We start from the raw sequence: 13,743 nt of genomic DNA, 5'->3' as shown, positions 1-13,743 counted from the left end.
AATAAAAAAAGTGAACAAATGTCTACTAGGAATATCAGAAACATCGTGAGTTTTAAGCAAACTAAAAAGACTTAGCCCTGTACAATACAGAACTAAATCCTTTTAATAAATAATTGCTCTAACTTTTAAAATCCGTACGGCAATTCAAATTTTTATCTATTTGATACCAGACATTAGTTTTTCAATACGTGGAACGTAGAAGAATAAGATAATACTGAATACAATCGTAATTCCTCCAACAATTCCATAGTAAGCGACTTCAGTTTCGCTTGTATAAAATTTTACAATTTGAGCATTGATAGCTTGGGCAGCAGCATTACTCAAGAACCAGATAGACATCATTTGTGCTTGGAAGGATTTTGGTGCTAGCTTAGTAGTGACTGATAGACCAATAGGCGAAATCAACATTTCCCCCACAATCACAATAGCCCAACTCATAATCAACCAGAAAGGACTGACCTTAACATCTGTTCCAAAAAGCATCCCCGGTAACATCATCCACAAGAAGGATAAACCTGCCGCAAATATACCGTAAGCAAATTTCTTAGAAGAGGACGGTTGCTTGTTACCCATTTTCCCCCACAACCACGCAAAAATCGGCACATAAATCATAATGAAAAGTGGATTGATACTTTGGAAAAAGCTAGATGGGAACTGAATCTGATTTCCAAATACATTAAAGTAGAGTCGAGTTTGATCATCCGCAAATAGAGCGAGAACAACAGAACCCTGCTCCTCAATAGACCAGAAGAGGACTCCAGCGATAAATAGAGGAATGTAGGCAAATACTCGAGATCTCTCAGTAGCAGTTATTTTCTGACTAGATAAAATTTTGAAGAAATAGTAGATTGGAATGATTACCGCAATCACTGTAAAAATATTAACAATCATATCCACATTAAATTGGTGAGTAAAGACTAAACCTAAAATCACCAGAACAACCATGACAAGTGTAATCAGCAAGCGTTTAATCAAGGTCTGCTGCTCCTTCTGTGAAAGTGGATCAGTGGGGTAAAGACTTGATTCAGGCAGGTATTTCTTCCCATCTAAAACATATTTCACCAGACCAAAGAACATCCCAATGCAGCTAATGAGAAACCTAGATGGAAATTGACTTCCTGACCTAGATACCCCACTAGATAAGGGGCAACGAAGGCACCTAAGTTAATACCAAAGACAAAGATACTAAAACCTGCATCCCGTCTATCATCCTCTTTCTCATAAATTCCCCCAACCATATCTGAGATATTAGGTTTTAAAAATCCAGTACCAAAGATAATCAAGGCAATAGAAAGATAGAGAGCCACTTGTCCAAAAGGTGTTGCCAAAGCAATATGCCCTAGCATAATCAGAATCCCACCGTAAAAGACGGTCTTACGGCTTCCTAAAATACGGTCACTGACAAAACCACCGACAACCGAGGATAAAAATACCAGCGAGCCATAAATCGCCATAACCGATGCAGCTGTGGTCTTATCCATCCCCAACCCACCATCTTGCACACTATAGTACATATAGTAAAGTAGGATCGCTCGCATCCCATAGTAAGAAAAGCGCTCCCACATCTCTGTAAAGAAGAGGGTGGACAAGCCAATAGGATGTCCAAAAAATGTTTTCTGTTTTTCCATATATATTCTCCTTAAAAATATAATAACTCATTTTACAGAATTTTCAAACAAATGTCAAACAAATTCTGTTTATTTTAGAAAATTTTTTAGAAAAATCTATTTAGATTAGTTTACGCTTTATCTTCAATTAAAAAATATCAAACTTATCTATAAAATTATTAATGTGTAAAACTAAAATTATATTATCAAACAATCAACATTCCATTCTTGAATACATTCAAAAGCAAAAGAAGGAGAACTCTTGATTTTTAGATAAAAAAAGACATCCAAGAGAAAATTCTTGAATGTCTGTAAACGTTGATATAATCGTATTGATTAACGTTTTGAGGCAACTGATCTTGTCAGGTTGCAGCCACATTTGTAAGCGACTAAAGTCGCAACAACTGTGTCAATTGCACCAATTTAGTAAGAAAGTATAAAAAAGAACACCTCGAAAGGTGCTCTGTATAAGTATAGTAATTCTTTCGAATTAACGTTTACTAAATTGTGATGCTTTACGAGCTTTCTTAAGACCTGGTTTTTTCTACATTATGATATTTATGGTAAATTATCACTAAAATCAAGTTTTTTTAAGAGATAAATCCCCCATTTTTACATATATAATCCTTTTAAAAATCGAGAGGTTATCAAAGGGTTATCACTTTTTAGTTTTCGGAGCTTATGTAGTTGAGGAATACGAAATACTGTATCATAAAGATGATGTACAGTTTAGCAACAAATATACAGTTTCTTCATGCCAGTGCAATTTCTTTTTCTATCCTGAAGATATTTAAATCGTCCTAAATATTATTTCTAGATATTTAAAAATAATAAAACAAATTCTATTTTATTTCTAAATATTTGAAAATAATTACTGTTTGTATTATACTATCTTTGAGGTATCTATTTATGAACTATATTAAAAGACCACATTATTTAGACTTTTTAAGAAGACATCGTGACCGACAAATCATTAAGGTTGTAAGTGGAGTTAGACGAGCTGGTAAATCTGTTCTCTTTCAACTCTATAAAGAGGAGTTACTAGCAACTGGAGTAGACGAGAATCAGATTATACCCATCAATTTCGAAGATTTGAGTTACTATGAACTGCGACATTTTCAAACATTATTTGCTTATATAAAAGAGCGGTTAGTTGAGGAGAAAACATACTATATCTTTTTAGATGAAATTCAACATGTTGAAAAATTTGAACTGGTAGCAGATAGTCTATTCATCCTACCAAATGTTGACCTCTATTTGACTGGATCCAACGCCTACTTTATGAGTAGCCAATTAGCTACAAACTTGACTGGTCGGTATGTTGAGATAGAGGTTCTTCCTTTGTCATTTGAAGAATATCTATCAGGTCAAGCTCTCTCAAAGAATCTGAATACAACAGAAATTTTTGACAATTATCTCTTTAGTGCCTTCCCTTACTTATTGCAAACATCATCTTACGCTGAAAAAATTGACTATCTCAGAGGAATATATAACTCAATACTGTTAAATGATATTGTCACTAGATTGGGAAATCCAAACCCTACTATTATTGAGCGTATTGTCCGAACCCTTCTCAGTAGTACAGGTAGCTTAATATCAACAAATAAGATTCGCAATACCCTAGTCAGCCAAAACGTTTCAATATCCCATAATACTTTGGAAAATTATTTGACAACTTTGACAGACAGTTTACTTTTTTATTCCGTTCCACGTTTTGATGTAAAAGGTCGAGCATTATTGCAACGCTTAGAAAAATATTATCCCGTTGATTTAGGTTTACGACATCTCTTATTACCAGATCACAAAGAAGACATTGGGCATATCTTGGAAAATATTGTATATTTGGAATTAAGACGTAGGTATTCACAAGTATATGTTGGTAATTTAGATAAATATGAGGTTGATTTTGTTGTTGTAACTGATCTTGGTCACTACGCTTATTATCAGGTCAGTGAAACAACACTTGCTCCAGAAACACTAGAAAGAGAACTTAGACCACTAGAAGCCATTAAAGATCAATTCCCAAAATATCTATTAACAATGGATACGATTCAGCCAGCAGCAAATTACAATGGTATTGAGAAGAAAAATATCATAGATTGGTTACTAGAAAAATAGATAAGTACTGAACCTATAAATTGAGACACAAGAAAAACACTCCTGTCAAAATCTAGTGAAACTATGAACAGGAGTGTTTTGTTATGGCCGAAAAAGCTTATTCAGTAGAAACTAAGTTAGCCTTCATCAAAAGAAAAAATGATAGAAATTAAATAAGGTAATCATGCCTAGCCTTACAATCAAAAATATTATTCAGGTAAAGACCTAGTAAATACTGTATCAAAATTCTGGAATACATCATCATTTCCATCAAGATGTAGGAAAATCATATAGTTGTTGTAAAGGTATGAGCCCATTCAAAATCATCGATAAAAATAGCTATCTGATGAAATATCAGAGGTTTGTGCGACTGTAGAACCAAGAACTAAACGATCCTTTGTTCTATCAGATGTATCATTTGCTGCATCTACAGAATCTCTAGCTGGAATCAAAACAAATGCAAGATTACCCAGAGGATTATTATCTCCCGTATTCAATTCTAATAAAGGAAATTCTTTCTGTCTTGTAAATGTTTTAATTTCAAACGGTACCTGTTCGAAACGTCCAGTTGAAAGCTTACCTTCTTTTATTGTAATTGTTGCTCCTTTACTGTTCGTCCAAGTCCCCTCAAGACTTGATGTGTCGCCTTTCATAATTGCAGATACATCCGCTAAAATTGAAGTACTAGCTGTTGTAGACTTATAATCTTCTCCCTGATTAAAGTTTCTTAAATCATGCCATGTTACCTTTTCTAAGTTTACTCTATCTGATGTGATATTCAATAATTTAGCAATATCCGTACCTTGCCCAAAAATAAAGTTTGCCTTTTCTTTCTCTACTACATTGCCATCTTTTATTTGATAAGATGACGCCTCCCAATTAGGATTTGTTCCATATCCAGAGATAAACCTTATAGTACCATCTTGATAAATAGATAGACTTAAACGCATAGCTCCTACCGATGGCATCCCTGCTCCTTTAACAAATACTGGTTTATTGTTTTTCAAAGTATAGATAGATGAAATAAAACCTGATGATTCTCCAATAATCAGTTCTTCTTGTTTATCATTATTAATGTCATAAAAAGAATACTGAACTTTACGATTATATCTACTACCATCTGCTATAAAATTCATCACCATACGTTCTAAGCCTTCCGCCCCATTTATTACTGAATGTAGAGCATCGTAACCTTCAACAGATAATTTTTTATACTTGACAAGAATTTCAGCGTATTGCATTTCCGGAGAGACTTTTTTTATCATTTGATCACTTTCTTCAAATGCCCATCCTTTATCTTTATTAAAAATTACCGCACTCGTTAATTTCTCTGGCATACGATTTTTGAAATCATAAATCCAATTACCAACTGCTTCTGGTAAATCTTGAACTGGACGACCTGGCAAATAAAGAATAAATTCTTTTCCTGGGGATTTCTTATCTGCTATTCCGTAAGGTTCTGTTGTCTCTATTTTCACACCATTGACAATCTTTGTTGTTCCTGACTTAGGATAATCCAAATTAGTTAATGTCATCTTATATTCATAGTCATTAACTTTAATTAAATCAGTAAATTTACCTGTGAAATCAGAAACAAACACTTGACCATTTGGATGGTCCGGTCCAGTGTATCCACTTACCGGAGCATTGTAATTCCCTTTGATATCACCATCTTTAGAAACAGACATTACTGTGAACCACCCTCCTGCACCACTGGTAAAGATGAACCGTTTAATTAGTCTTTCGAAAATCTTTTCTTCACTTGTATCAGCACCAGTCTCATATGATGAATAATCTCTTATCATATGATCCATCATATGAGCATTAACAGGATTCCAACCTCCAAATCTTCCCTCAAACGTTTTTTCTCTCGGACCATATCCTAAGAGTGATAAAAACTCTCCTATATTTACATAATTACGAATATCACCTTCGTAAGAGTTTTTGTAAATATTCTTAGCTGTTCCTAGAGGATTAAATGTTCTAGTTTTAGGAGTTAAATTTAATAACTTTGCTGAATCATTAGCTACTAAGGCTAAACGACCACCTAAAGAATGACCCGTAATATAGTATTGTCTGTTTTGATATTTATCAATGATAGCTAAAAAATAATGAACTGCTTGTTGATCCTGTAAATGAATATCCGGAGAAGAAGTATTATTTTTCTTTTCATAAAAATTCCCTAGTAGTCCACCAGCTCCAGCTCCAATTAGACCTCCAACAATACCACCTAAAGCTAATCCTACCGGTCCACCAAGTGCTCCAATAGAAGCACCAACAGCTATTCCACTAAATAAGCCATCTCTTAGCGATAATTTGTTTTTATTTACAAAATAGGATAAATGATTTCCCCAATCTTTACCATCATCAGAACCTCTATATGAAATTACAATATTTTCGTTATTAATCCACGTAGATGCATCAAAACCACTACTTAATTCACTAGTAATTTCTTTATAAACATAATATTTTTGAAGCTCTTGCTTACGATTTGTAGTATCTAAGTAGCTATATGTAATTTCAATATGATCGTGAGAAGCTACATAATCTTCAAAAGAATTAGTCTGCTTTATAATGTTATCTAATTCAGCAATAACTTTCTTAATCTGATTTGTAGAAAATGGATCTTTTATTAATTTTAATAACTCATCTTCTATAATACTTTTAGAATCTTCTCCGTTTTTAAAAACTAGTTTATTTATAACACTTTTTAATTCAGAATAAACTATTTTGTTATAGATAGAGCTAATTTCTATAGGTATTAACTTTAATTCCTCATCTCTATTGGAGCCAGAATAAGTTTGAATATTTTTCTCCATTTTTTCCAATTGTTCTTTAAAAACAAGAAATTTGGATTTATATGCTAAATTTGCAAAGATAGATAAATCACCATCAAATAGTTCTTTATCCTTTGTATATTGCTTAAATAAATCTTTAGAAAGCTCATGAAGATATTGGTCATATTCTTTCTTGATTTCTTCCTGTTTATTTTTCGTAACTACTCCATCAAAATTGAATTTCTTCTTAGCATCTACTATCGTATACGGAGAAAAATGCTCCAACTTAGCTACAAGTTTATTTCCCTCCATGTGTTGTTCTTTAACAACTTCAAACTCCCATTTTTCTTTGTTAAAGTAAAGGAGAACAGGTCGGCTATCTGGTGTAAGGAGAGTTGGATTGATATCAAATGTTACATCAGCACTACTTATTGGTAATCCCGCTTTGAATTCATAAGCACTTCCAAGATATCCTGGAAGATTTTTATTTAACACCGGATGGTCATCATCAATCTTGTATAGATAGAATGAGTTTAACTTATTCGCTGGCAACTCTGTTGTAATCGTCGGTACAATGTTAGGGTCTACATTTCCTTTATCTGATTTGATGGTTTTAGAAAATTTCCTATCTCCATCATTGATACCATCTCCTTTAGAATCTTTCTTCAAAGGATTAAGACCTAATTCGCTTTCTAACCGATCTGAAACTCCATCACCATCGCTATCTAGCTCATTAGGATTAGTACCTAAGTCACGTTCAGCCTTATCATCTAAACCATCAAAATCTGTATCCTTTTGTAGAGCATTACTTTTGAAAATAGATTCATCATAATTATTTAAGCCATCTTTATCTAAATCCTCTAAATCATCTGTAATACCATTATCATCTGTATCAGGTTTTAAAGGATTCAATTTCCAAGCAATCTCATCATAGTCTCTCAGTCTATCTCCATCTGTGTCTACTTTCAATGGATTAGTTTTATAGATGTGTACCTCTTGGAAATCTGTCAATCCATCCTTATCTGAATCCGCAACAAACTTATTTGTAGAGTACTTATCTTCCTCTTCATCATTTAAGCCATCTTTATCAGTGTCTAATTTCTTTTCCAATTTGATAATTTGAGACTCTTGAACCACCTTATCTCCCAACCGAGCAGTTACCTTGTAGTATAAAGGTTGCTCAGTTGTGTCTTCCTCAGTGAAAACAGGTAACTCTTGTTTGGAGGTTACAGTTGTCAATTGATTTTCACTAGAACCTTTTTGAATACTATATACAAGACCTTCATTCGCTTTCCATTCGAGATAAATACCTCCCAAAGTTCTAAAAGCAGTTACATCTAGATCTTTCGGTAAGCGTTTTGTTCCAACTCTTTGCGTAGCTGTCAATAATGGAATATCTTCTTTTAAGACTCTTTCCGTCTCATCCTCTTTCCCATTTTCTTCTTTCTTACGTTTTAACTGTACTGTCACATAACTTGCCTGAATATCTGACAAACGACGTTGTCCTTCAAATAAGTTATTATCAAGAATCTCCGTAATCTTCATCTGCACCAACTTTTCTCCATCTGGTGCTATAAGATTTAGCAATGGTGTTCTTTCTTTTACCAACTCACGCACTTTTTCACGGTCGGTAACGACTGTTTTATTCTCAGATTCAGTAATCTCTACTGAATAGTAACCTGGGAGAGGAGTTTTTTGTGTTGTCGATTTAGAATCAGAAGCAAGAGTCGCCGCTGAGCTCGCACTTGATACTACCTCACTAGTAGTAGGTTGAGTTGCCGTTTTCTTCGTTCCAATCATAAGAACTTTATTTTGAGGTTCTTCTATTGTTTCTGAGATTGTTTCCTTTACAGTCTCTACATTATCGACTAGGGTAATCTTTTGAATAGAAACTTTCTTCCCAAGTTTCCCTTCTGTTTCTACCTTAGTCTCACCTTCAGCTAAAGAGCTATCCTTCTTAATAACCACTTCAAACGGAATGTCTTCTGTAGTACGCATGGTACGAATAACTTTTTTTGCTTTAACTATTGTAGGCTCTGCAATAGTTTCCAAGCTAGAGCTTGAAGCCTCAACTGGAGATGTAATTTCTTCTTTTTTATCCTCTCCTACTGATGATCCTGTTAAAGATGCTGTGCCTGTATTTTCAATTTTCTCATTTTTTTCAACTGTTGGCTTATCAGGAGTTGAAGTAGCAGTTGGAGTAGTTGTAACCGGCGTCCCATCTTCCACAACTTCCTCAGACAATATTTCCACTAATGTAGATGGGATAACAACGTTGGTTTCCTTAAGAAGATCCGTAGTTTTATTTTCTTCTGATACAGTATCTTTCTTGTAAACTTCAGTTACAGTTCGAATGATAACTAACTGACCATCCTGAACTTCTCGTGTTTTAACAGGTTGGCTCGTACTAATTTTTGTATAACCAGTAACATCTTCTAAAGTGTTCCCAGAGTCATCCACTTTGATAATTTTATCAATAACTTTAGGGTCAACAGGTTTCACTGGTTCATCTTCTTTTAGTTGAGTTATTGGTTTAATAGGCTCCACTTTATCTCTACTGTCAGCATGAATATTATCTTTCTCAGGATTATCCGTTGGAATAATAGTATCCTGCATTTTATTGCCCTGTGACGGAGGTTGGATTAGTGGTTTAATAGGTGCCACTGTAGCTTTACTACGACTATCATCAATAGTATCTTTCTTAAGTTCATCCGTCGGAACAATGGTATCCTGAATTTTATTTTCCTGTGATGGAAATAAAGTTGCTGGAGTAGTTGGATTCGTAACTACATCATTCCCATCAATGTAACCGACGAACTGATATCCAGAAATTTTCACTTTACCATCTGGGAACGTTGCACCTGCTGTTATTGTTTCAGTATGGTTATAATTTAACAAAGTAGCAACAGTCAAAGCAGATACAGTTGTTACTGTTAAAGCTCCTCCAACCAAAGAGATAGACAAAATACTCTTAACAATCTTCTTATCTGCTTTACCAGTTTTCTTTATGGTAAAAGCAACTAACAATAGACCTGTTCCAATAATAGAAGCCAATGGCAATACATTACTTCCAGTATTTGGTAAAGTATTATTTGCAGTATATTTACGATAGATAACAAACAGATCTGAACCATCTACAAGATTCTTTGGTAACTCGTTTACAATGAGTTTTTTCTCTGTTTCTGTCAACTCATCTGTAGTAGCATATTTATAGTTTACTGTTATAGCTGTTTCAGTGGCTGAAACTGTTTCAAGAGGAAGTGAAGAAAAGCCAATAATTCCAATAACGGCAGACACTGCACCAATTCCTGAAACTTTTCTCAGACTAAATTTTCTTCTACGTTCAGTTGCATTAAACTTATCTTTTAGTTTCATAATGATCTCCTTTTTATTGATAAGTTACTTCCGTATATTCAAAAAAATAACTCATCTTATATACATTTTATCCTCATACCGAATATTTTTCAAGTATTATTAGTATTTATTAGTAATTTATAAAAAATAAACTTCATCTCTTAATTTAAGGGGGCGATTCCCCAAAATTCAAATCACCTCAAAAGTACATACACGATGTGTATACAAACTTTGGAGGTGATTTTGGGAGTATGTATATACAGACTCTGAGCTCGCAAAGTCATAATATGAGAAATCTTTCCTTCTCGATAAAATAATCTAAAAAATAAATTTAACAAATAAATGATTGAAATTTAGTGGATACTCTTGATTTTTAGACAAAAAAGACATCCAAGAGAAAATTCTTGAATGTCTGTAAACGTTGATATAATCGTATTGATTAACGTTTTGAGGCAACTGACCTTGTCAGGTTGCAGCCACATTTGTAAGCGACTAAAGTCGCAACAACTGTGTCAATTGCACCAATTTAGTAAGAAAGTATAAAAAAGAACACCTCGAAAGGTGCTCTATATAAGTATAGTAATTCTTTCGAATTAACGTTTACTAAATTGTGATGCTTTACGAGCTTTCTTAAGACCTGGTTTTTTACGTTCAACTTTACGTGAGTCACGTGTAAGAAGTCCTGCGCGTTTCAATGAATCGCGGAAGTCTGGGTCTACTTGAAGAAGGGCACGAGCGATACCGTGACGGATAGCTCCTGATTGACCAGCGTATCCACCACCTACAACGTTAACGAAAACGTCGTATGAACCTGCAGTTGAAGTAACTGCAAATGGTTGGTTGATTACAAGACGAAGGTCAGCGTGTGGGATGTACTCTTCAACATCTTTTTTGTTAACAGTGATTTTACCAGTTCCTGGAACAAGGCGAACGCGTGCAACAGCGTTTTTACGACGTCCAGTACCTGCATATTGTGCTTGTGACATACTTTATTGTTCCTTTCCTTAGATAAGTCCTGAAATATCAAGAACTTCTGGTTGTTGTGCAGCGTGAGTGTGCTCAGCTCCAACAAATACTTTCAACTTCATACCTTGAGCGCGTCCAAGTGTATTGTGTGGAAGCATACCTTTAACTGATTTCTCGATCAAACGTACTGCATTTTTAGAACGAAGTTCACCTGCAGAGATTTGTTTCAATCCACCTGGGTGGTTTGAGTGAGTGTAGTAGATTTTATCAGTTGCTTTTTTACCAGTCAATTTAACTTTTTCAGCATTGATAACAATCACAAAGTCACCTGTATCAGTGTGTGGTGTAAATGTTGGTTTGTTTTTTCCGCGAAGTACGCTAGCAACTACTGCAGAAAGACGTCCAAGTGGTACATCAGTTGCGTCAACTACGTACCATTTACGTTCAACTTGGCCTGGTTTAGCCATAAATGTTGTTTTGTTCATGATTTCTCCTATATATAGTTCGATTTTTGTTTACGGTGATGGGTGTTCCTTCCCATCGAAAAGTATTTGGAAGGTTCCGGGGCCTTTCAAATGGGGTAAACAATACCGCCTACTATAATACCAAATTTCACCCCTAAAAGTCAATAGATATGAAAAATATTTTTCTGAATTCCACTCTTTTTATCTCTAAAAAACCTCGCTTTCGCGAGGCTCTCCTATTTATAAACTAAGGCACGTTTAAAAGTTTTCCAAATTCCTAAATCATCCGTTTGAAGGACTAGGCTAGCATACATGCGTCCGATAAATCCTGTTGCTACCACCGCAAAAATCACTGTAATAGCAAGTGAAATCCATGCTTCTACTCCCCCTGCATAGCCATTAATGGTTCTAAATGGCATGAAGAAGGTCGAAATAAAGGGAATATAAGAACCAATCTTCAAGATGAGATTGTCACCAGCTGCACCTAGAGCTGTCACTCCAAAAAAACCACCCATAATTAAAATCATCAAAGGCGACAAGGCTTTTCCTGAGTCCTCAGGACGAGAAACCATAGATCCTAGAAAGGCCGCCAAGACTACGTACATAAAGAGACTGACTAAAATAAAGAGCAATGTATTCAGCGAAAATGCATCTCCCAAGTGATCCAAAATACCAGACTGAGCCAAGAATGGCAAATCTTTAAAGAGCAGAATGGCTGCCAGACCACCTACAACATAAATCCCAATATGCGTTAAAATCACCAGAAACAGAGCCATCATCCGCGCATAGAAATAGTGACTAGCCCTTATGCTAGAAAAGACGACTTCCATAATTTTGGTGCCTTTTTCACTGGCAACTTCCTGAGCCGTTACACCCGCATAGGTAATCAGGATCATATAAAGAAAGAATCCTAAGGCTCCTGCCGCCATTGTTTGAATAAACTTTTTATTTTCCTTGGCTTCATCAATCTTTTCTGTGAATTGAATTGTCTGCGCTAAGCGTTTTTCCTGCTCTTGAGACAAGGAGGCAGTTGAACGATTAAGCTGATTTTGTAGTTCATTGAGTGTACCTGTAACTGCAAATTTAATTCCATTTTCAAGCGAAGTTTCGCCATGATAAACTGCCTTTAGAACACTATCTTCTTGATCAATAGTCAAATAGCCTTTTAATTTTTCATCTTTAATCGCTTCTTTTGCACTTGCTTCGTCTTTATAGTCAAAGTTAACACCATTTACATTCTTCAGTCCTTCTGCTACAGACGGCACTGTTGTCACTACTGCCACTTTATCATTTTTAGCCATTGAGGAGCCTTGGAGATAGGCAATTCCTACAGAGATTCCTAAAAAGAGGAACGGCGAAATCACCATAAAGAAGAAACTCCACGATTTGACATGTCGAAGATAGGTTTCCTTGATTACAACCCACATATTTCTCATACTTCCACCCCTGATTCTAGTTTAAAGATTTCATCGATTGTTGGCGCTTGCTGGTCAAAGGTTGCGATATATTGCCCCTGAGTCAAGATTGGGAAGAGTTCTCTTCCGGCACTCTCGTCCTCCAAGATCAATTTCCAACTGCCTTGTTTGGTCAAGCTCACCTGCTTGACATGAGGAAGGTTTTCCAATTCTTCCTTACTTCGCTCACTTGAAACAAAGAGACGCGTTTTCCCGTATTGATTGCGGACATCCTGAACTGGTCCATGCAAGACCACACGGCCATCTCGGATCATGAGAATATCGTCACAAAGCTCCTCGACGTTGGTCATGACATGATCAGAAAAGATAATGGTTGCTCCACGCTCTTTTTCCTGAAAAATGACTTGCTTGAGCAATTCAGTATTAACTGGGTCCAAGCCACTGAAAGGCTCATCCAAGATAATCAAGTCTGGTTCATGAATCAGAGTAATGATGAGCTGAATCTTCTGCTGATTTCCTTTTGACAGACTCTTGATTTTATCTGTCAGCTTCCCTTTCACTTCCAACCTCTTCATCCATTGAGGGAGTTTTTCCTTGACCTCCTTGGCATCCATGCCTTTTAGAGTCGCCAAGTAGCGAACTTGTTCAAGAACTGTCAATTTAGGCATGAGACTGCGTTCTTCAGGAAGATAGCCAATCCGAGCGTAGGTCTCCTGACGAATATCCTGACCATCTAGACTGATTTCTCCTTGGTATTCTAAAAACTTCAAAATACTGTGGAAAATCGTTGTTTTCCCAGCACCGTTTTTCCCGACTAATCCCAAAATACGACCTGGTCGCGCTTGAAAGTCAATACCAAACAAAACTTGCTTGGATCCAAAACTTTTCTCTAGACTTCTTACTTCTAGCATCTTTCACCTCCGAAATGTCTTGCACTCATTATACTCCTTTTTGATAGCCTTTACAATGGTTTCTGTCCTTTTTTATAAGACTATTGCTGTGTAAAATATGGCCTGGAGCACTTTTATACTCAATGAAAATCAAAGAGCAAACTAGGAAGCTA

At 35.5% G+C, this 13,743-nt stretch carries 6 protein-coding genes and 1 pseudogene; 1 reads left to right on the top strand and 6 read right to left on the bottom strand.

What is annotated here, in order from left to right:
- Nucleotides 1-156 precede the first annotated feature (156 nt).
- A pseudogene (locus HT717_RS01960) lies at nucleotides 157-1,514 on the bottom strand (oligopeptide:H+ symporter).
- A gap of 1,002 nt (nucleotides 1,515-2,516) precedes the next feature.
- On the opposite strand from HT717_RS01960, the gene HT717_RS01955 reads away from it, so the two are divergent.
- Nucleotides 2,517-3,725, top strand: coding sequence for an ATP-binding protein (locus HT717_RS01955; protein ID WP_173304252.1), 1,209 nt, complete (start codon nucleotides 2,517-2,519; stop codon nucleotides 3,723-3,725).
- 302 nt (nucleotides 3,726-4,027) lie between these two features.
- Here HT717_RS01955 and HT717_RS01950 read toward each other — a convergent pair whose 3' ends face one another.
- The 5 genes from HT717_RS01950 to HT717_RS01930 form a co-directional block, all read right to left on the bottom strand.
- On the bottom strand, nucleotides 4,028-9,856 hold the full coding sequence (locus tag HT717_RS01950) for a G5 domain-containing protein (RefSeq protein WP_173304249.1): 5,829 nt from the start codon (nucleotides 9,854-9,856) through the stop codon (nucleotides 4,028-4,030).
- A 572-nt stretch (nucleotides 9,857-10,428) separates the two neighbouring features.
- Entirely contained in the window at nucleotides 10,429-10,821 is a 393-nt protein-coding gene (rpsI, locus tag HT717_RS01945; RefSeq protein ID WP_000075964.1) for a 30S ribosomal protein S9, read from the bottom strand.
- A gap of 18 nt (nucleotides 10,822-10,839) precedes the next feature.
- Complete coding sequence (gene rplM / locus HT717_RS01940; protein ID WP_001044624.1) at nucleotides 10,840-11,286, bottom strand: 50S ribosomal protein L13; 447 nt, start codon at nucleotides 11,284-11,286, stop codon at nucleotides 10,840-10,842.
- A gap of 215 nt (nucleotides 11,287-11,501) precedes the next feature.
- On the bottom strand, nucleotides 11,502-12,701 hold the full coding sequence (locus tag HT717_RS01935) for an ABC transporter permease (RefSeq protein WP_173304247.1): 1,200 nt from the start codon (nucleotides 12,699-12,701) through the stop codon (nucleotides 11,502-11,504).
- Nucleotides 12,698-13,591 carry an ABC transporter ATP-binding protein gene (locus HT717_RS01930; protein ID WP_000895303.1) on the bottom strand — a complete coding sequence of 298 codons (894 nt, stop codon included), beginning with the start codon at nucleotides 13,589-13,591 and terminating at the stop codon, nucleotides 12,698-12,700. The genes HT717_RS01935 and HT717_RS01930 overlap by 4 nt, the downstream gene beginning before the upstream one ends.
- Between the last annotated feature and the right edge of the window lie 152 nt (nucleotides 13,592-13,743).

This window comes from Streptococcus sp. 959 (genome assembly GCF_013277075.1).
Taxonomy (GTDB): Bacteria; Bacillota; Bacilli; order Lactobacillales; family Streptococcaceae; genus Streptococcus; species Streptococcus pseudopneumoniae_C.
The sequence above is the reverse complement of the archived record's forward strand: the minus strand, read 5'-3'. Positions and strand labels throughout refer to the sequence as shown.

Coding starts and splice junctions, on each gene's coding strand:
- HT717_RS01955 (WP_173304252.1), top strand. CDS start 2,517: ATGAACTATATTAAAAGACCACATTATTTAGACTTTTTAAGAAGACAT.
- HT717_RS01950 (WP_173304249.1), bottom strand. CDS start 9,856: ATGAAACTAAAAGATAAGTTTAATGCAACTGAACGTAGAAGAAAATTT.
- rpsI (WP_000075964.1), bottom strand. CDS start 10,821: ATGTCACAAGCACAATATGCAGGTACTGGACGTCGTAAAAACGCTGTT.
- rplM (WP_001044624.1), bottom strand. CDS start 11,286: ATGAACAAAACAACATTTATGGCTAAACCAGGCCAAGTTGAACGTAAA.
- HT717_RS01935 (WP_173304247.1), bottom strand. CDS start 12,701: ATGAGAAATATGTGGGTTGTAATCAAGGAAACCTATCTTCGACATGTC.
- HT717_RS01930 (WP_000895303.1), bottom strand. CDS start 13,591: ATGCTAGAAGTAAGAAGTCTAGAGAAAAGTTTTGGATCCAAGCAAGTT.